Here is a 19539-nt window from a genome sequence, read left to right as displayed (position 1 = left end):
GAGCGGCCGAAACTGCCGATCTCGGGCGGACACCCGGGCCCCGGTTCCCCGGGGCACCCCGGGCACCGGGGAACCGGGGCACCCGGGCACCCGGGCGGCCGCTTCGGGGTGGCGTCGGGTCAGTGCACCTCGCCCATCAGGGCGTTGATCCGGCGCACCGCGGTGAACATCACCACGCCGAAGGCCACCGCCATTCCGCCGCAGACGGCGAAGGAGAGCACCGGGTCGCTGGAGGTCGCGGCGGCGATCTGCCCGCCCACGGTGGTGCCGACCGAGGTGGCCAGGAACCACAGCGCGAGGAACTGGCCGAGCGCGCCCTGCGGTGCCAGCCGGGTGGTGGCGGACAACCCGTTGGGCGACAGCAGCAGCTCGCCCCAGGTCTGCAGCAGGTAGACCACCACCAGCCACCACACGGTCGCCTTGGTGCCGTCGTCCTGGTATGCCGACATCGGGACGATCAGCAGCAGGAACGACGCGCCGACGATCAGCAGTGCCAGCGCGAACTTCACCGGCGTCCGCGGTGCCCGCTCGCCCCAGCGCAACCAGATCGCGGAGAACACCGGCGCGAAGATCACGATGAACATCGGGTTGATCGACTGCAACCAGGATGCCGGGATACTGAACCCGCTGGTCACCGCCAGGTTCGTCACATTGTCGGCGAACAGGCTGAGCGTCGACCCTGACTGCTCGAAGATCATCCAGAACACCGCGGCGCCGAGGAACAGCCAGATGAAGGCGGTGACCTTCGGGCGCGCACGCGGGTCGTCGGACTCCCGGCTGGTGCGAAGGACCCGCCAGAAGTACCAGATCGGCACCAGCAGGATGAGGACGGTGACCGAGCTGGTCACCGCGGTCACCGGCGGCTGGCCGAGCAGGCTGAACAGGCCGACCAGGGCGCCGACCAGCACGACGACGACGACGGCGATCACCCACATCGACCGCCGCTCGGCCGCGGTGGCGGGCATGTCCGGCTCGTCGCCGACCCCGTGCAGGCGGCGACGACCGATGGCGTACTGCACCAGGCCGAGGGTCATCCCGATGCCCGCGACCCCGAAGCCCAGGTGCCAGTCGTACTGCTGGCCGAGCCCGCCGCAGATCAACGGGGCGGCGAAGGAGCCGATGTTGATCCCCATGTAGAACAGGGAGAAGCCGGCGTCGCGCTTGTCGTCGCCCTCGGTGTAGAGCTTGCCGACCATGCCGGAGATGTTCGGCTTCAGCAGCCCGGTGCCCAGCGCGATCGCCACCAGCCCGAGCCAGAACGTGCCTTCGGCCGGGACCGCCATCAGGAAGTGCCCCGCCGCGATCACGATGCCGCCGTAGAGCACCGCCCGGCGCAGGCCGATCAGCCGGTCGGCGATCCAGCCTCCGGCGACCGGCGTGAGGTACACCAGCCCGGCGTAGCTGCCGTAGATTGCCTTGGCCACGCCGTCGTCGATCCCCAGGCCGGGGTTCTGGTCGGTGAGGGGCTGCACCAGGTAGAGCACCAGCAGGGCGCGCATGCCGTAGTAGGAGAACCGCTCCCACATCTCGACGAAGAACAACGTGGACAGCGCGCGGGGATGTCCGAAGAACGTCTTCTCGGGTGATGTGAGCGTCGACACCCGTTGAGGGTAGGGGCGACCCCTCGGTTCACGCGATCGTGGAGCCCCGGACCACGACGCGCGGCATGACCGCCTCGATGCCCGGCGTGACCTCGCCGCGGACGGCCTCGGCCAGCCGTTCGGCGGCCCGCCGGCCCATCTGCTGGAAGTTCATGTCCACCGTGGTCAGCCCTGGCCGGGCACCGGCGGTCATCGGCTCCCAGTTGTCGAAACCGATGACGGCGATGTCCTCGGGCACCCGCACCCCGCGGTCCCGCAGCGCGTCCAGCACCCCGCGCGCGATCTGGTCCGAACCGCAGACGATCGCGTCCACCTCGGCCTCGTCCAGCAGGGCCGGGGTCGCGGTGCGCCCCCACGCCTCCGACCAGGAGCCGTACCGCACGGCACCGGCGGGGGCCAGGTCGTGATCCGCGAGCGTCGCGTCCGCCCCGCGTGCGCGGTCGGTGGCGGCGGCGTAGCTGACATCACCGGAGATGTGCGCGATCCGGCGTCGACCGGTCGCGATCAGGTGCTCGACGGCCAGTCGTCCGGCGGTGACGTTGTCCGGCACCACGGACGCGTCGGCCTCGTCCTCGGAGGGGGCGTACACGTAGACCACCGGCACCGGGACCTCGTGGCCGAGCGAGGGGCGGGCGTCGGTCTGGGAGCCGACCACGATCAGCCCGTCCACCCGGCGGGCGAGCAGGGTGCTCAGGTGGTGCTGCTCGCGGATGGCGTCGCCCCGGGAGTCGCAGAGCAGGACGCTGGTCCGCCCGGCGAACGCGTCCTCGGCCCCCATCAGGATCGGCAGCGAGAACCGGCCGACCAGGTCGTGGGTGAGCAGCCCGACGGTGCCGGTGTGGCCCTCCAGGATCGCCCGGGCCAGCGCGTTGGGGGTGAAGGACAGCCGCCGGGCGACCTCCAGCACCCGTTCGCGGGTGTCGGGGTGCACCTCGGCCTTGCCGTTGATCGCCTTGGACGCGGTCGCCACGGAGACCCCCGCCACCTGCGCCACATCGCGGAGCGTGACCTGCCGAGTGCTCACCTGTCCCCCTGCCTCTCCGTCACGAAAAGGTGACGGCTGGATCGTAGCGTTGACGCCCCCATGGCCCGATGCTACGTTCCCGAAACCGGTTTCGACCAGTTTCGTCCCCTGCACCACCCGACTCGATGAGGAGCACGGTTGGCATGACCACTCGACGCATTCCCCTGATCGCCCTGGCCGCCGCGACCGCCCTGGGACTGGCCGCCTGCTCCGGCGGCACCTCCGCCGGCGGCGGATCCTCCGACGACACCAGCTCCGGTGGCGACACCGTCACCGTCTGGCACTACTTCTCCGACCCGAACCAGGTCGCCCTGATGGACGCCTACAAGGACCGATTCGAGTCCGAGCACGACGGCGCCACGGTGGAGAACGTCTACGTCCCCTACGACCAGCTGAACTCCAAGCTGGTCTCCGCCGCGGGCGCCGGGACCGGCCCGGACGTGGTGGTGTTCAACGGCGCCGAGGCCTCCACGCTGGCACTGGCCGACGTCCTGGCCCCGCTGGACGACCAGTGGGCGGACTTCGCCGACGCCGACCAGTTCCCGGACTCGGTGATCCACCAGGTCGACGGCACCACCTACGCCGTCCAGGGCTACGTCAACCTGCTCGGCCTCTGGTACAACGCCGACATCCTGGCCGAGATCGGCGTCGAGCCGCCCACCACGATGGACGAGCTGGAGTCGGCGATGGCCGCCGCCAAGGACGCCGGGTACGCGGGGATCACCCTGTCCGGCCTCCCGCAGTCGCAGGGCGAATGGCAGGCCTACCCGTGGATCACCGACGCGGGCTTCGACTACGCCGACCCGCAGGCCGACGACCTCGCCGCCGGACTGTCCCGGGTCGGCACCTGGGTGGACAACGGCTGGCTGACCCAGGAGGCCGTCACCTGGGACCAGACGGTGCCCTTCCAGCAGTTCGCCGCCGGGAAGACCGCCTTCGCCGCGAACGGGAACTGGCAGCTCGGCACCGCCGAGTCGGATGCGAACTTCGAGTACGGCGTCGCCCCGCTCCCGCTCGGCGACACCGGCAAGGTCTACCTCGGCGGTGAGGGTGAGGGCATCGGCGCCCACGCCAAGAACCCGGAGCTGGCCTGGGACTACCTGACCAGCACCTACCTCGACAAGGACGGGCAGCTGCTCGCCCCCGAGCTGGTCGGTTCCATCCCGTCGCGCACCGACGCCGCCCAGGACGCCTCGGTCACCGGCAACGCCCTGCTGGAGCCGTTCGCGACCACCATCGCCGACTTCGGGGCCAACTACCCCGATGGGGTCATCCCGCCGGAGTCCGTGGCCGACGTCCAGCTCACCGTCGGCCAGGCCTGGAGCGCGGTGATCGGTCGCCAGAAGTCGGCCGACGACGCCGCCACCTCCGCCGTCGACACCCTCTCCGGCCTGCTGGACTGACCACACGGTCCGGGGTCGGCGCAGGTCGTCGACCCCGGACCCCGGACCCGTGAGGTCTCCCGATGGCACAACGCCGACTCCTGTTCCTGCTGCCCGCCGCCGTCTTCCTCGGCCTGTTCAGCATCTATCCCCTGATCCAGCTGATCCGGATGAGCGTCAGCGCCGTCACCTCGGCGACCCTGAACGCCGACTGGGTGTTCACCGGGCTGGACAACCTGCAACGCGGCCTGGACTCCGGTGAGACCGGCGCCGCACTCGGCCGCACCGTGGTCTTCGTCGTGATCGTCACCGTGCTGGGCATGGTGGTCGGCTTCGGGGCGGCGGTCGCGCTGCGCACCCAGGGCTGGTGGTCCGGGGCGCTGCTGGCGCTGATGGTCTTCGTGTGGGCACTGCCACCGGTCGTCAACGGCTCGGTCTGGAAGTTCCTGCTCAACGACAACGGCCTGTTCAACACCGTGCTGACCGGAATCGGCCTGCGCGACACCCCGGTCCCGTTCCTCTACGACCAGTACTGGGCGCTGTTCGCGGTCGCCTTCGTCAACTCCTTCGCGGTGATCCCGTTCAACACCCTGGTCTACCGCGCGGCGCTGATGACCATCGACCCCGAGGTCTTCGAGGCGGCGCAGCTCGACGGCGCGACCAAGTGGCAGCAGATCCGGCACATCATGATCCCGTCGGTGCGCCCGACCAGCCTGGTGCTGCTGATCCTGACCCTGGTCTACGGCTTCCGGAGCTTCGACTTCATCTACGTGATGACCTACGGCGGACCCGGCACCGCCACCAACACCCTGCCGTTCCTGGGCTATCTGCAGGCGTTCGTCCGCTACGACTACGGACTCGGCGCCGCGACGTCGGTGGTCGCCGTGGTCGGCGTCCTGGTCCTGGCAGTGCTCTACGCCCGCTCGATCCGACGTGAGGAGGCGGACTCGTGACCCCCAAGGCAGGCCTGGTGGCGGTGCTGGGCAAGATCCTGCTCACCGCCATGTACGGCATCCCGATCCTGTGGATCGTGCTGACCAGCTTCAAGGCCAGCGGCGACGTCTTCGACCCGTCCCGGACGTTCCTGTTCCGCCCGGTCACCACCGCCTACGTGGAGGCCATGGACGCCACCCTGTTCCAGGCGCTGGGTCAATCGGTGATCATCGCCAGCTGCACAGCCATCCTGGTGCTGCTGATCGCGATCCCGGCGGCCTACGGCCTGGCCCGCACCCGGGGCTGGCTGCCCACCGTCGGACTCGGCCTGCTGATCGTGCTGCAGATGATGCCGCAGACCGCCACGGTCATCCCGCTGTTCCAGACGTTCAGCGGCTGGCGGCTGCTGGACACCACGGCCTCGGTGATCCTGGCCGACACCGCCCTGCTCACCCCCTTCGCCACCCTGCTGCTGCGCCCGTTCTTCCGCGCGGTGCCGCCGCAGCTGGAGGAGGCGGCGTCCATCGACGGCGCCGGGATGCTGCGCACCTTCGCGTCGGTGGTACTGCCGGTCGCCCGCAACGGTGTCGCCACCGTCGGCACCCTGACCTTCCTGCTGGCCTGGGGCGAGTTCCTGTACGCGGTGAACTTCTACCTCACCCCCGGCAAGTACCCGCTGTCGGCGCTCCTCGCCCAGCAGGTCAGCGCCTTCGGGATCAACTGGCCCGGCCTGATGGCCCTCGCCGTGCTCACCTCGATCCCGATCCTGATCGTCTTCTCCGCCAGTTACCGACTGCTGCGCGACGGCCTCACCGTCGGCGCGGTCAAGTGAACCGGGAGTTCCCCATGAGCCTGTCCCCCACCGCCCAGAGCGGTCGCCCCGTCGTCCCGTCCCGCGCCCGGTGGCAGCCGCTCGGCCTCGACCAGGTCCGGATCACCGGTGGCTTCTGGGCCGACCTCCAGGACCGCAACGCCCGCACGATGATCGACCACTGCGAGCGCTGGATCGAGACCCTCGGCTGGTCCGGGAACTTCGACGCCGCGGTCGACGGACGACTGCCCGCCGACCGCCGAGGCCGGGAGTTCTCCGACTCGGAGATCTACAAGCTGCTGGAGGCGATGGCCTGGGAGGTCGGACGCACCGGCGACCCGGAGCTGGAGTCCCGGCTGCTCGCCCTCACCGCCCGGATCGCCGCCGCGCAGGAGCCGGACGGCTACCTCAACACCATGTTCGGCCGGCCCGGCCAGGGTGAACGGTGGTCCGACCTGGAGTGGGGCCATGAGCTCTACTGCGCCGGCCACCTGATCCAGGCGGGGGTGGCCCGGGCGCGGACCGTCGACGACTGGTCGGCCGATCCGCTGGTGCGGGTGGTCCTCCGGGTTGCCGACCACGTGTGCGGGGTGTTCGGCCCCGACGGCGACCAGCGGGTCTGCGGCCACCCGGAGATCGAGGTCGCCCTGGTCGAACTGTTCCGGGTCACCGGCGAGCGGCGTTACCTGGACCAGGCGCGCCAGTTCGTCGACCGGCGCGGGCACGGGGTGCTGGCGGACATCGAGTTCGGCCGGGCCTACTTCCAGGACGACGAGCCGGTCCGGGAGGCCACGGTCCTGCGCGGTCACGCGGTGCGGGCGCTGTACCTGGCCTCCGGCGCCGCCGACCTGGCCGTCGAGGACGATGACCAGGAGCTGCTGGACGCCGTCACCCGCCAGGTGCGTACCACCCTGGCGCGGCGCACCTACCTGACCGGTGGCATGGGCGCCCACCACGAGGGCGAGTCCTTCGGCCAGGACTGGGAGCTGCCGCCGGACCGGTCGTACTCCGAGACCTGCGCCGGAATCGCCTCGGTGATGACCAACCACCGCCTGCTGCTGCAGACCGCCGACCCCCGGCATGCCGACGCCGTCGAACGCACCCTGTTCAACGTGCTCGCCGCGTCGCCGTCGGCCGAGGGCACCGCGTTCTTCTACACCAACCCGCTGCAGCAGCGCCTGCCCGGTGACGTGCCGGACCCCGACGTCGCCAGCCCCCGCGCGTCGTCCTCGCTGCGCGCCCCCTGGTTCCACGTCTCCTGCTGCCCGACCAACGTCACCCGGACCGTCGCCACCCTCAGCAGCTACCTCGCCACCGCCGACGACCACGGGATCCAGCTGCACCAGTACGCACCGGCCACGATCCGCACCGGTGACCTGCACCTGACCGTCGCCACCGGCTACCCGCTCGACGGCCGGATCGAGGTGTCGGCGGTCAGCGCGCCCGACGCCTGGTCCCTCACCCTCCGGGTGCCGTCCTGGGCCGTCGGCGCGGTCCTCACCCGAGCCGACGGCACCCAACTCGGTGTCGACCCCGGGTACAGCACCGTCCCCGGACCCCGCGCCGGTGAGACCGTCACCCTCGACCTGCCGGTGGACCCCCGGTTCACGGTCGCCGACCCCCGGGTGGACGCGGTGCGCGGTCAGGTCGCCGTGGAGGCAGGTCCGCTGGTCTACGCGCTGGAGAGCGTCGACCTCGGTGCCGACGTGGCGACCGCACGGGTCACGGCTGACTCCCCACGGCGGGACGCCGACGGCCGGGTGCTGGTGCGGGCTCGGGTGGACCAGGTGCCCGCGCGCGACTGGCCGTACGGGGCGACCGCCGAGACCACGCCGGGCGAGGTGCGCGACGTGGCGCTGGTGCCGTATCAGGCGTGGGGCAACCGGGGGCCGTCGACGATGCGGGTGTGGCTGCCCCACGGGTGAGGTCGGTGGGCCGCACCTGCCCCACGGGTGCGGCCCCGCGACCCTCGGACGTGGCGCGCTCAGTACGTGTACGGGGTCGGCGGCCCGTTCGGGTCACGCTCCGCGTCCAGGGCGGTGTTCCGTTGCCCGACCAGGCGCTGGGCGTCGTTCAGGCTGGTGGCGCTCACCCGCAGCGGGTCGGCGCCGGTGCTCCGCGCGCCGTGCACGGTGTACCGGACCGCGTAGATGCCGCTGTAGATCTCCGCGATGCTGTTCGTCTCGTAGGTCACCGGGAGCAGCGCGGTCGATCCGTCCGCCATCTCGTAGGGCAGGGCGCCGGGCAGCTCGGCGGCGTCGAAGGTGCCGTAGAGGTCCTCCTGGCTCCACGCCGTCGACGCCTGCCGGGCGGGCACCCGGGACAGCAGCGACGAGTCCACCGGGGTGACCGCGACCCGGCCGCCCTGCAACACCGCCGACACCGCGAGGCCGCCGACCTCCCGTGCGCCGGTGGTATCCGGCGCGCCTTGCAGGGCGTCCTCGGAGATGCCGCTCAACCAGCTCAGCGATTCGTTCTGCCGGTAGCCGTCGTCGGTGTCGTCCAGGTCGGAGGTCCAGCTCAGGTCGGGTGCCTGGCCGAGCGACCGGAAGCCGGCGGCCGGGTCGAGCACGTCGTAGCGCACCGCGCCGTCCACCCGCTCCCAGTCCAGGTGCAGCACGCCCTGGTCGTCGACCGCGCTGGTCACCACGGGCCGGGGTCGCTGGTCGTCGACGGTGAAGCGCTGCACCGGGAGGGTGTCGAGGGGTTCGCCGGTGGTCAGGTCCGCGAGCTGCACCAGGTAGTACTCGGCCGCCGCCCCCCATCGCTCGCCCACCGCGAGGTCCATCTGCACGTCACTGCCGGACTCGGTGAGCACGGTGTCGTAGGAGGGGGACACCTGCAGCGTCGAGTCGGTGTCGTCCTCGTAGTACCGGCCCACCCAGGCGTCCGGTGCGGGGACGGTCAGCGCGGGGTCGAGGTAGACCCGGAGCATCTCGCCAGGGGTGCGCCAGCCGTCGACCGCGGAGTCCCAGAGGTCCGGGTCGCCCTGGAAGGTGAAGACGTGGTCGGCGGGCAGGGTGCCGAGGTCGGTGAGCTCGATCGGCAGACCGTAGGGCGAGAGGTCGTTCCCCATGTCGGCGATGTCGCTGGACCCGCCGCCGCCACCGCCACCGGAGGAGTTCGAGATCGCGCCGCCGATGGCGATCACGAGCACCACGCCGAAGCCGATCAGGCCACCGACCCAGGAACCCCGGGACCGACGGGCCGGGGACCGCCGCGTGGTCGGGCGGGTCGCCCGTCGGGGCGTCGAACCGGCCCGCGGTTCCCGGGTGGTCGTCCGCGGGCCGTCCGGCGGCAGCGGGAACTCCTGGCGCGGGCGACGCACCTCGCGGACCACCACCGCCTGGTCGGCGGTCCCGGCCGCACTCCGCTCCCGGGCCTCCTGGCGCCGACGGCGACGGCCGGGGCGCTTCGGGGGTGCGGCATCCAGCGGCGGTTGCTGCCACTCGGCCGGGTAGGCGCTGGTCGGCGGGGCGGCCGGTTCGCCGACCCACTCCTCCAGCAGGTCGTCGGCCTTGCGCTGCCGCTCGGACTGCCGCCACGGGGTGTCGTCGTCGTTCCAGCTCACGGGGCCGTCACCGTCCAGCGACCGGCGGCCAGGTCGATCAGCCGGGGCAGGATCACGTCACCGGCCACCCGCAGCCCGTCGTGCAGGTACTCGTTGGTCGCCCACACCTGGGTGTTGCCGACCCGGGCGGCGGTGTCCTGGGCGAGCTCGATGTCGACATACGGGTCGTCGAGGTACTGCGCGGCCGCCACCGGCACCTCGTTCGACGCCAACCGTTCCGGGTCGTACAGCGTCGGCCATTCGGTGCGGGCAGCGAGCAGCTCGGCCGCCCCCTGGAACGGTCGCAGCGCGGCGATGTCCCGGAACATCCACGGGAAAGCCGCCTCGCCGGTCAGCGCCAGCGGCCGCGCCGTCGCGTCGAACTCCGGTCGTCGGTCCCGCTCCTGCTCGGCCGCCCAGCCACCCGCCCGCTCGCCCTGGTGGTAGATCACCTCCTGCAACGGCAGGTACAGCGGATTGCCGTCGAAGCCGGTCTCGGTCTGCAGCCACTGCAGGAAGGCGGGCGAGGGGATGCCGTCCCGGTCCAGGTCGATCAGATCGAGCGCCCAGTGCAGGGCGTCCACCCCGGTGCTCATCCCGAAGGACATCCCCAGCGTGCGCAGCCGCTCCACGTGCAGCCGGTCACCGTTCGGCAGCCGGACGTCGGCCCCGGCCAGCCGGTCCGCGAGCGCCTCGATCAGCCGCTGGTCCTCCGGGTAGCGCCGGGCGAACGCCCGATTGCGCGCCTGCTGGCGGGTGAAGGTGCGGGCGTACACGTCCTCGGCGGTGGCGGTGATGCCGGGCAGCCCGCCGGTGACGTAGCAGGCGGTCAGCGCCTCGGGGCGCCGGGACAGATACGTCAGGGTGCAGAACCCGCCGTAGGACTGGCCCAGGGTGGACCAGCGCCGTCCACCGTAGATCCGGTGCCGGAGCAGCTCGGCGTCCTCGACGATCGCATCCGCCCGGAAACAGGCCAGGTACTCCGCCGCGGTGGCCGGGTCCATCGCGGACACCGTGCGTCCGTCCACCCGGGTCGACCGGCCGGTGCCCCGCTGGTCCAGCAACACCACCCGGTGGGTGCGCAGCGCGGTGCTCCACCAGCCCCCGGCGACCGGCCGCGGGCTCGCGCCACCGGGGCCACCCTGCAGGAACAGCAGCAGCGGCAGGTCCTCGCTGTCCCGGGCCGGGTCCACCACCTCGCGGGCGAAGATCTGGAGGCTACCGAAGCGGGACGGCTCGGCGTGGTCGACCGGGACGGTGATCACGTGCTCGCGGAGGCGGTGCGGCGGCAGGTCGCGGAACGAGTGCTGGGCGGTCACCGCGCCAGCGTAGGTGGGGCGACCGGGGCCGCACATCATCACCGACCCGCAGGCCGCCACCCGGTCCTCGGCGCGGCACGACCGGCCGCCACCGTCACCCCTCGGGTCCGCGCGCGGAACCGCCCGTGTTGGGCGCGTGCGTCCACCGTGTTTCCCCAGCGTCACCCCGCCGGGATGGGGTAACACCTGCGTGAAATCGGCCGTCGGCGCCTTGTCCATCCCGGCCCACGGTCCGGACACTCGGCGCAACCGACGGGCGAGCGGGGGGTCGACGATGAGCACCACGACGGGGCGAGTGCCACACCGGGCGGGACCGGTGGCCGGGCTGGTCGCCCGAGGCCGACCACCGGGCTGGCTGCGGGACGGACTGTGCGCGGCCTGGGGGTGGGAGCCCGGACGCACCCGGCTCCGGCTGATCGCCGCCGACCTGCACGCCAGCTTCCTGATCCTGGTCGACGGGCAGCCGGTGGCGGTCACCCGGATCTCGGTGCCGCCCTACATGGAGGACACCGCGGTCGCCGAGTCCGAGGTCGCCTGGATGACCGACCTCGACGCCGCCGGGGTGGTGCACGTGCCCGCCGTGATCACCCCCTGCGACGGCCGGGACGTGGCACTGCTCGCCGACGACGACGACCGGCACTGGGTGTGCCTGACCACCACCTGGGCGGGCGACCACTCGCTGCGCGACGAGGTGGACCGGGCAGCAGACCCCTTGGCCGCACTCGCCCTGCTGGGCAGCACCGCCGCCCGGATGCACGAACACGCCCTCGGCTTCCACCGGCCACGCGACTTCGTCCGACCGACCTGGGACACCGTCGATCTGGTGGGCCCGGACGCGCGCTGGGGCAACTGGCGCCGGGACGGGGTGGACCCGGTGCTGCTGCGGGCCGAGCAGCAGGCGCTGGACGTGCTGCGCCACGCCTCCCGTGCACCGGACTCCTGGGGGCTGGTGCACGGCGACCTGCGGCCGGAGAAGGTGATGCTCTGGCCAGACGGGGTGGCGGTGATCGACTTCGAGAACTGCGGGTTCAGCTGGTTCATGTTCGACCTCGCGGCGGCGCTGTCGGGCCTCGCGGCGTCGGGGTCGGCGACCGATCTCGCCCAGGCGTGGGCGACCGGGTACCAGCGGGTCCGGCCCCTGACCGGAGGTGACATCGAAGTGGCGTGTGCGCTGGTGGTGATGCGGCAGCTCCAGTTGCTGGGGCGCGGGGCAGCGGTCGGCGACGGGGCGGTGCTGGTCGCGGAGCGGTACCTGCGGACACCGGACTGGCTGCTGCGGTGACCGGGGCGGGGTCGCGGCGGTAGCGATCGAGCCGTTGTCCACCGGTGCGGCCGAGCGGCCGTCGTCCCCAGGCTGTCAGTGCCGGGGGTCGACCTGCTCGGCTGACCGCCGCCACGCTCTCGGGACCGACGACCACCGGGAGGACCGCACGATGACCGCGGCACACCCCAGAGCGCCCACCGTGTACGCCACCAGGTCCACCGGGACGAAGGTGGTGCCCAGCACCAGGCGCGCGGCCGGGACCGCGGCCGCGATCGTCGCCGGGATCCCGGTCGCCTGCAGGAACTCCACCGCCACACACCACCCCCACCCCAGCGCCGCGTGCCAGCGCCACGACCGGCCCGGCAGCAGCAAGCGGGCGAGCACGACCGCCATCACCGCGTACAGCGCGTCACCGGCGAATCCGGCCCCGGGCACGCGGCTGACGGCGAGTCCGAGTCCGACCACGAGCAGCAGCGCCACAGCGGTCCGCTGTCGAACAGCGCGGCCGCGCGGCGGTGGTGTCATGGCCAGGACCCTACGGAGGCGGATACGGCCACGGGTGCGCCTCCTGGGCCGTCGCGGTGCAGATGCGGTGTGGGGGCACCCCGAGCGGTCGACCCGCGTCGCTCGGAGCCGGTCGGCGCGCGCCGGTCCTGGCGGGGGCGCGGGGTGAGTGCGCCGACCGGATGCGCGTACGGGGATGTGGGCGACGTGTGTCAGGGTTCGCCGGTGCCTCGCTCCACCCGTGCTCCGCGTCCCCGGCCCGCCCGTTCCCGAACCCGCCTCGGCTGGCTGCTGTTCCTCTTGGTCGTGGCGGTCGCCGCCGGCGCCGGGGTGCCCGCCTGGCAGGAGCATCAGGACTCCGCGCGGTTCCCGATCGCCGCCGCCGACCTCCACCGGGCGGAGCAGGAACTCGCCGGGCTCGCGATCAAGGGCCGGGCACCCAGCACCGGGTACAGCCGGGACGCCTTCGGCGCCGCGTGGGCGGATGTCGACCACAACGGCTGCGACACCCGCAACGACATCCTGGCCCGCGACCTCACCGACCTGACCTTCGAGGACGGCACCCACGACTGCGTGGTCCTCACCGGGACGCTGGACGACCCCTACGGCGGAGACACCATCGACTTCGAGCGCGGACCCGACAGCGCCCGGGTGCAGATCGACCACGTGGTCGCCCTCTCCGACGCGTGGCAGAAGGGCGCCCAGCAGTGGGACACCGCGACCCGCACCCGGTTCGCGAACGACCCGGCCAACCTGCTCGCGGTGGACGGCCCGATCAACCAGGCCAAGGGGGCCGGTGACGCCGCGACCTGGCTGCCGCCCAGCACCGGCTTCCGGTGCGCCTACGTCGTGCAGCAGATCCGGGTGAAGGCCGCCTACGGCCTGTGGGTCACCCAGGCCGAGGCGGACGCGATGGACCGGCAGCTGGACTCCTGCGTCACCGTGGACTGAGGCTCGGTCCGGTCAGGGCAGCACCGTGCCGGTGAGCAGCCACCAGCCGCCCACCGCCAGCGCCGCCAGACACACCATCAGCAGCGCGACCACCCAGAATCCGCCGGGCAACGGCGTGATCCGGGCCAGCACGTCGGCATCCGATCCTCCGGCGCCGCGCCCACCCCGTCGGCGCCCCGCCTGCATCTCCAGCACCGCCCGTGGCGCACCGAGCAGCAGGAACCAGGTCACCGCGTAGGCGACCCCCACCTGCACCGCCGCCGTCCCCCACCAGCTCACCGCGACCAGCAGCACACCGGTGACCAGCACCGCCCACAGCCCGTACCAGTTCCGGATCTGCACCAGCAGCAGCGCGAGTGCGATCAGCAGCAGCCAGAGCAGCCCGACCGCGTAGCCCCGACCCAGCAGCCACGCGGCCCCCAGCCCGAGCACCGCCGGACCCGGGTACCCGGCGAAGGCGGTCGCCACCATGCCCGGTCCCCGCGGTCTGCCCACCGACACCGTGAGCCCCGAGGTGTCCGAGTGCAGGCGCACCCCGGCCAGGCGACGACCCGACAGCACGGCGACCAGCGCATGCGACGCCTCGTGCACGATCGTCAGCAGATGCCGGGTCAGATGCCATGCCCGGGGCAGCAGCAGCGCGACCAGCACGACGGCCAAGGTGCCGAGCACCACGGCGGGGTCGGCGGTGGGCTGCACCGTGGTCGCCCGGCGCCAGATCTCGGCCAGCAGGTCGGTCACCGTCGCTCGCCCGACGGCGGAGTCGGCGGCACACGGGCAGGCTCCGGCACGGTCGACCCCTGGCGCACGGAGTCGTCAGGGTGGGCCACCGTCACAGGTCGGCCAGCAGGACGTCGTGCAGGGTCAGGGTCACCCGCAGGCCACCGGCCACGACCTGTGCGTCGGTGATGGTCGCCTGCGCCGCGAGCTGATCGGTGATCCCTGCCAGGTCGCCCAGCTGGTCGTTCAGCCCGAGCGGCAGCTGCAACGCGTCGATGGTGAACCCGCCGAGCGTGGCCTGGGTGATGGTGGCGGACAGGGCGCCGTCGACGGCGCCGACCTGCAACGACGCGGTGACCGGCACGCCCAGCGCCTCGCCGGAGAGCACCAGTTGCCCGTCCTGCTCGGCCAGGTCGAGATCCCATCCGGTGCGCTCGGCGAGCAACGACTGCAGGGTGTCCGTCGGCAACGTCCCGGTGACGGTCACGTCGTCGGCCCCACGCTCCCCGCGGATCCGTACCCCGGACGCCTGCGCCTGCAGGTCGACGATGTCGATGCCTCGGATCCGCGCGGTGTCGGCCTGCACCCGGACGTCGGTCAGCTCGCCGCGGATCAGTTGCGGCAGCACCGGGTGTTCCGGCACCTCCACATCGATGCTGGTGTCGGTGTGCAGGCCGTTGCGCAGCGCATCGGTGGCCACGCTCTGGACCAGCGACCGACTGGCGTACTCGGCGAGCAGCGTTCCCCCGCCGAGCAGCAGCAGGGCGAGCACGAAGGTGACCAGGCACCCGCGACGGCGGCGACGTTCGGCAGACACGGCCCCGAGCGTACGGGGCGTCCGATCCCCAGGGGTGATCTTCCCGGGACGTTCACCTGTCCCCATCCGACCTCCCCGACCGGTGGTCCCCAGCCGGTCCTGACAGCGGTTGCGGGTGTCGCCGCCCACGCGTTGACTCGATCCACGTCGGCGCCGAGCCGGCGTTCCCCACCAGTGAGGAGCAGGTCATGGGCATCGGCGACTACGTGGACAAGGCGAAGCACGCGCTCGCGGGCCGGGAGGAGCAGGTCGCCGGGGCGCTGGACAAGGCAGCGGACGCGGTGAAGTCCCGCACCTCGCCGGGGACCGATCGCAAGATCGACTCCGCCGTCGACAAGGCCAAGGACTTCCTGAGCAAGCAGGCCGACGGTCACCGGGACGCCGCGACGCCCAACCAGACCGGTGCGCCCAATCAGACCGGCGCGCACGGCACGCACAGCACGCCCGACGACGCGCCCGGCGCCACCCACCCGCACGCGAACCCGGGCCCCACACCGCCCACGCCCGGCCGTCACGCCGACAGCACGGACACCGACCGTCCCGGCACCACGCACTGACCTGAACGGAGGCCCCGTGCAGCACCAGCACGCGGAGACCAGCACGTCCACCTCGACCACCCCCGCACCCGATCCGCTGCCTCCGGTCCTGCTGGTGCTGCACGGCGCCCGCGGGGACCTCGCCAAGCGGCTGGTGCTCCCGGCCCTGGCCGACCTGGCGTCCGCCGGGCTGCTGTCCGACCGATGGCTGCTGCTCGGCACCGGCCGCCGGGACGTCAGCGACGACGACTTCACCGCGCTGGTGCAGGACGCCCTGCGCGAGTTCGGGTCGGACGACACCGACCCGCACGCCCTGGACGGACACCTGCGCTACGCGCGCAGCTTCGACGGCGACGACCCGGGCGAGCTGGTGGACGCCATCGCCCAGGCCACCGCGGACCTGGACGGCGACCCGGCCCCGACCGTCGTGCACTACCTCGCGGTCCCGCCGAGTGCCTTCGAGCCCACCACCCGCGGTCTACGAACCCACGACCTGACCGACGGCATCCGCGTGGTCTACGAGAAGCCCTACGGCACCTCGCCGGAGTCCTTCGAGGAGCTCGACACCCTGGTGCACGAGGTGCTGGACGAGGAGCAGGTGTTCCGGATCGACCACTTCCTCGGCAAGGAGGCGACCCAGAACCTGCACGTGCTGCGGTTCGGCAACGAGCTCTTCGGCGGGATGTGGAACAACCGGCACGTCACCGAGGTGCAGATCGACCTGCCGGAGACGCTGGACGTCGCCGACCGCGCCGAGTTCTACGACGCCACCGGTGCCGCCCTCGACATGCTGGTCACCCATCTGTTCCAGGTCGCCGCCGAGGTCGCGATGGAGCCGCCGGCCCGGTTCGACGCCGAGCACCTGGCGGCAGCGCGGGAGGACGTGATCGCCTGTTTCCGGCCGCTGGACCCGGAGCAGGACGTGGTGCTCGGGCAGTTCCGCGGCTACCGGGACATCGACGAGGTGGCCGACGACTCGCAGACCGACACCTTCGTGGCCGCCCGCCTGTGGGTGGACAACGACCGGTGGCGCGGGGTGCCCTTCCTGCTGCGCACCGGCAAGAAGATGGCCCGCTCGGCGCAGCAGGTCACGCTGGTGCTGCGGACGCCGGACGAGCTGTTCGGCGAACCGGCCGGTCCTGGGCGGATCAGCCTGTCACTGGCCGGCGACGGCGCGATCGAGGTGACCACCACCGTCAAGCGGCCCGGACCCGAGCTGCGACTGGCGACCGGCACCGCCTCGCTCGCCCTGGACGACGTCGACGGTCACCCGTTGACGGCGTATGCGTCGCTGCTGCACGACGTGTTGGTCGGCGACCGGTCGCTCTTCACCACCCCGGAAGGGCTGCGCTCCGCCTGGCGGGCCTTCGCCCCGTTGCAGGGGCCGGGCCGCCCAGCACCGGAGGAGTACGCGCCGGGCGGCTGGGGTCCGGCGGCGGCCGACCGGCTCGCCGGGCCGGACGGCTGGGTGCTGGGCGACCGGTCGAACCCGCACCCGGAGGACTGACGAAGCGGGGCGGGGCCGGCTGGGGTAGCCGGTCCCGCCCCGTGTGGCCGCTGCGACGCGTCACTCAGGGCGCATCAGCCGACACCGGCCGTTTTTCTCGCGGCCCTCCCATCGGGGTCACTCGTAACCGATCGAGTCCAGCACCTTCATCCGGGCCGCCCGGGCGGCGGGCCACAGCGCCGCGACCACCCCGACCACCAGGGCGAGCACGATCATCCCGGCCAGGTCACCCCACGGGATCGACAGCGAACTGAAGCCCTGGTCCTCGAGCAGGCTGGGCAGGGTGGCCGCCAGGCCGACGCCGATCACCAGGCCGACCACGGTGCCGAAGACGGCGGTCAGCACCGATTCGACCACCACGGTCCCGGACAGCTGCAACCGGCCCAGCCCCACCGCCCGCAGCAGGCCGATCTCCCGGGTTCGTTCGATGACCGACAGCGCGAGGGTGTTCACGATGCCGAGCACCGCGATCACCACCGACAGGCCGAGCAGCGCGTACATGATGACCAGGATCTGATCGACCCGGTCCGCCATCGACGAGGTCCACTCCTGCGCCGACATCACCGCGACCACCACGAACGGGCGGGCGGCGTCGGTCAGCTCGGTCCGCACCGCGTCCAGGTCCGCGCCAGGGGTCGCATGGACGATCACCAGATCCGACCCCTGCTGCACGGTCGGCACCAGCTGGTCGAGGATCGACTGCTGCACCATCCACGGCTGGCCGAGCACCTCGGTGGAGATGATCGCCCCGACGGTCAGCTCCCGGTCACCGACCGTCACCCGGTCACCGACCTGCCATCCGTCGGCCTCGGCGGTCTCCCGCTTGAGCACCAGCTCGCCCTCGCCCAGCGCCGCCAACGACCCGGACACGACCTCGACGTCGATCGACCGGCCGAACACCCCGTCCGGCAGTCCGATCAGGTAGTTCGTGCTCCCGTCGACCGGGACCATGCCGAACCGCACCGGGTCCACCGCCGAGACGTCGGGCAGGCCGTCGACCTCGGCGATCAGGTCGTTCGGGATCGCACCGGAGATCTCGCTGAGCACGAAGTCGCCGTCGGTCTGCTGCTCGATGATCGACCCGACCGAGCTCTTGGCCGACAGCGCGATCACCGAGACCGCACCGACCAGCGCCATCCCGATCATCAGCGCACCAGCGGTGTTGGCGGTGCGCCGCGGATTGCGGACCACGTTGCCGCGGGCCAACCGACCCACCGGCCGCAGCACCCGGACCACCGGCCAGGCCAACACCCCGATCACGGCCCGGGCCAGCACCGGGGACAGCATGAGCACGCCGATCAGCACCGCACCGGCACCGATCCCGTCGGCGGTCAGCGCCCAGTCGGCCTCCGACCGTGCCAGGGCACCGCCGACCGCCGCCAACCCGAGCGCGACCAGCACCAGACCACCGATGGCACGCGGCCGCAGCGAGCGTTCGGGGGTGACGACCTCGTCCCGCATCGCCTCGACCGGCGGCACCAGGGCCGCGCGCCGGGCCGGGATCGCCGCGGCGAGCACGCTCACCACGGTGCCGACCAGCACCGACACCACGATGGTCAGGGTGTCCACCGGCAGGTCCCCGGCCAGCTCCATGCCGACCGAGCCGAGGATGCCGCGCAGCAGCTGCACCAGGCCCAGGCCGCCGAGGATGCCCAGCGCCGACCCGGCCAGACCCACGATCGCCGCCTGCCCCAGGATCGAGGCGAAGACCTGCGCCGGCGAGGCGCCGACCGCCCGCAGCAGCGCGAACTCGCGCATCCGCTGCCGCACCGCCATCGCGAAGGTGTTCGAGATGATGAACGCCCCGACGAACAGGGCGATCCCGGCGAACACGAGCAGGAAGGTGACGACGAAGCCGAGCATGTCGTCGATCTGGGCCTTGGCGTCGGCACGCAGCGTGTCGCCGGTGACCGCCTGCACATCGTCGCCGGTCAGCGGCGCGAGATGCGCCACCAGCGTGTCCGGGTCCACCCCGTCCTCGCCGTAGATCTCCACGCTGCCGATCCGACCGTCCGGGGCCAGCCGGGCGAGACCGCTGTCCGCGTCCAGCATCACGATGGTGGCGCCCAGCATCGCGGCCTCCGGGTCGATGGCGCCCACCACGGTGACGTCGGTGAGCTGCCCGGCGAGCACGATCGTGGTCGGGTCGCCGATCTGCAGACCGGATGCCTCCAGGGTCGCCTGCTCCAGCGCGATCTCCGAGGCGTCACGCGGTCCGCGGCCCTCGGTGACGGTGCCCCACTTCGGGTCGTCCTCGCTCCAGAGCATCGCCATGCTCGGCGCCTGGGTGCTCTGCACCGCGGTGCCGTCCGCGCCGACCAGCACCACCGGCGCGCTGAGCGTCGGCAGGGCCACCGCCACCCCGTCGATCGCCGCCGCCTCGTCCACCAGGGACAGCGGCACCGTCGCCGCACTGCCGGTGATCGCGGAGGCGTTCTCCTCCGGCGGCGGCTGCAGATAGGCGTCACCCGGTGCGGAGGAGTCCACGATCCCGGAGAAGGAGCCGGACATCATCGACCGCAGCGAGAACGTCCCGGCGACGAATGCCACCCCCAGTGCCACCGCCAGCAGCGACAGCAGGAACCGGCCGACATGCGATCGCACCGACCGCCAGCCCACC

Annotated in this window: 16 protein-coding genes; 8 read left to right on the top strand and 8 right to left on the bottom strand. The window is 72.4% G+C overall.

What is annotated here, in order from left to right; all coding sequences use genetic code 11:
• Positions 1–119: 119 nt before the first annotated feature.
• Both HGK68_RS00705 and HGK68_RS00700 read right to left on the bottom strand, forming a co-directional pair.
• Complete coding sequence (locus HGK68_RS00705; protein WP_169164236.1) at positions 120–1601, bottom strand: peptide MFS transporter; 1482 nt, start codon at positions 1599–1601, stop codon at positions 120–122.
• Positions 1602–1629: 28 nt separating this feature from the next.
• Positions 1630–2625: a LacI family DNA-binding transcriptional regulator gene (locus tag HGK68_RS00700; RefSeq protein WP_169164235.1), complete on the bottom strand. Its 996-nt coding sequence runs from the start codon at positions 2623–2625 to the stop codon at positions 1630–1632.
• A gap of 143 nt (positions 2626–2768) precedes the next feature.
• Between HGK68_RS00700 and HGK68_RS00695 the strand changes: the two genes are divergently transcribed.
• From HGK68_RS00695 to HGK68_RS00680, 4 genes are all read left to right on the top strand, one after another.
• Positions 2769–4028 (top strand): sugar ABC transporter substrate-binding protein, encoded by a 1260-nt coding sequence (locus HGK68_RS00695; RefSeq protein WP_169164234.1) that lies wholly within the window; start codon positions 2769–2771, stop codon positions 4026–4028.
• Positions 4029–4090: 62 nt separating this feature from the next.
• Positions 4091–4960, top strand: coding sequence for a carbohydrate ABC transporter permease (locus HGK68_RS00690; RefSeq protein WP_169164233.1), 870 nt, complete (start codon positions 4091–4093; stop codon positions 4958–4960).
• A complete protein-coding gene (locus HGK68_RS00685; protein ID WP_169164232.1) occupies positions 4957–5772 on the top strand; it encodes a carbohydrate ABC transporter permease in 816 nt (271 codons plus the stop codon). Before HGK68_RS00690 ends, HGK68_RS00685 begins: the two co-directional genes overlap by 4 nt.
• 14 nt (positions 5773–5786) lie before the next feature.
• Positions 5787–7676 carry a glycoside hydrolase family 127 protein gene (locus tag HGK68_RS00680; RefSeq protein ID WP_169164231.1) on the top strand — a complete coding sequence of 630 codons (1890 nt, stop codon included), beginning with the start codon at positions 5787–5789 and terminating at the stop codon, positions 7674–7676.
• A 59-nt stretch (positions 7677–7735) separates the two neighbouring features.
• Here HGK68_RS00680 and HGK68_RS00675 read toward each other — a convergent pair whose 3' ends face one another.
• Positions 7736–9322: a hypothetical protein gene (locus tag HGK68_RS00675; protein ID WP_169164230.1), complete on the bottom strand. Its 1587-nt coding sequence runs from the start codon at positions 9320–9322 to the stop codon at positions 7736–7738.
• Entirely contained in the window at positions 9319–10620 is a 1302-nt protein-coding gene (locus HGK68_RS00670; RefSeq protein ID WP_246260466.1) for an alpha/beta fold hydrolase, read from the bottom strand. Before HGK68_RS00670 ends, HGK68_RS00675 begins: the two co-directional genes overlap by 4 nt.
• Before the next feature lie 274 nt (positions 10621–10894).
• On the opposite strand from HGK68_RS00670, the gene HGK68_RS00665 reads away from it, so the two are divergent.
• The gene (locus HGK68_RS00665; protein WP_169164229.1) at positions 10895–11902 is read left to right on the top strand and encodes a phosphotransferase enzyme family protein; all 1008 of its coding nucleotides are present in this window, start codon (positions 10895–10897) and stop codon (positions 11900–11902) included.
• A 75-nt stretch (positions 11903–11977) separates the two neighbouring features.
• On the opposite strand, the gene HGK68_RS00660 is transcribed toward HGK68_RS00665, so the two are convergent.
• Positions 11978–12364: a ribosomal maturation YjgA family protein gene (locus tag HGK68_RS00660; protein WP_169164228.1), complete on the bottom strand. Its 387-nt coding sequence runs from the start codon at positions 12362–12364 to the stop codon at positions 11978–11980.
• A gap of 249 nt (positions 12365–12613) precedes the next feature.
• Here HGK68_RS00660 and HGK68_RS00655 point away from each other — a divergent pair, with 249 nt between their 5' ends.
• A complete protein-coding gene (locus HGK68_RS00655; RefSeq protein WP_169164227.1) occupies positions 12614–13339 on the top strand; it encodes an HNH endonuclease family protein in 726 nt (241 codons plus the stop codon).
• A gap of 12 nt (positions 13340–13351) precedes the next feature.
• Here HGK68_RS00655 and HGK68_RS00650 read toward each other — a convergent pair whose 3' ends face one another.
• Entirely contained in the window at positions 13352–14080 is a 729-nt protein-coding gene (locus HGK68_RS00650; protein WP_425483656.1) for a M50 family metallopeptidase, read from the bottom strand.
• Between the two features lie 91 nt (positions 14081–14171).
• A complete protein-coding gene (locus tag HGK68_RS00645; protein WP_169164226.1) occupies positions 14172–14876 on the bottom strand; it encodes an LmeA family phospholipid-binding protein in 705 nt (234 codons plus the stop codon).
• Positions 14877–15064: 188 nt separating this feature from the next.
• Between HGK68_RS00645 and HGK68_RS00640 the strand changes: the two genes are divergently transcribed.
• Both HGK68_RS00640 and HGK68_RS00635 read left to right on the top strand, forming a co-directional pair.
• Positions 15065–15433, top strand: a complete 369-nt coding sequence (locus HGK68_RS00640; protein ID WP_169164225.1) for an antitoxin — start codon at positions 15065–15067, stop codon at positions 15431–15433.
• 16 nt (positions 15434–15449) lie between these two features.
• Positions 15450–16919, top strand: a complete 1470-nt coding sequence (locus HGK68_RS00635) for a glucose-6-phosphate dehydrogenase (protein WP_246260465.1) — start codon at positions 15450–15452, stop codon at positions 16917–16919.
• A 117-nt stretch (positions 16920–17036) separates the two neighbouring features.
• Here the strand turns inward: HGK68_RS00635 and HGK68_RS00630 are convergent, their stop codons facing one another.
• Complete coding sequence (locus HGK68_RS00630; RefSeq protein ID WP_343036960.1) at positions 17037–19523, bottom strand: ABC transporter permease; 2487 nt, start codon at positions 19521–19523, stop codon at positions 17037–17039.
• Between the last annotated feature and the right edge of the window lie 16 nt (positions 19524–19539).

The sequence above is a fragment of the Cellulomonas taurus genome (assembly GCF_012931845.1).
Classification (GTDB): domain Bacteria; phylum Actinomycetota; class Actinomycetes; order Actinomycetales; family Cellulomonadaceae; genus Cellulomonas; species Cellulomonas taurus.
The sequence above is the reverse complement of the archived record's forward strand: the minus strand, read 5'-3'. Positions and strand labels throughout refer to the sequence as shown.

What these genes read in the sequence shown, in the direction of transcription:
- HGK68_RS00695 (WP_169164234.1), top strand. Translation starts at nt 2,769, where the DNA reads ATGACCACTCGACGCATTCCCCTGATCGCCCTGGCCGCCGCGACCGCC.
- HGK68_RS00690 (WP_169164233.1), top strand. Translation starts at nt 4,091, where the DNA reads ATGGCACAACGCCGACTCCTGTTCCTGCTGCCCGCCGCCGTCTTCCTC.
- HGK68_RS00680 (WP_169164231.1), top strand. Translation starts at nt 5,787, where the DNA reads ATGAGCCTGTCCCCCACCGCCCAGAGCGGTCGCCCCGTCGTCCCGTCC.
- HGK68_RS00665 (WP_169164229.1), top strand. Translation starts at nt 10,895, where the DNA reads ATGAGCACCACGACGGGGCGAGTGCCACACCGGGCGGGACCGGTGGCC.
- HGK68_RS00640 (WP_169164225.1), top strand. Translation starts at nt 15,065, where the DNA reads ATGGGCATCGGCGACTACGTGGACAAGGCGAAGCACGCGCTCGCGGGC.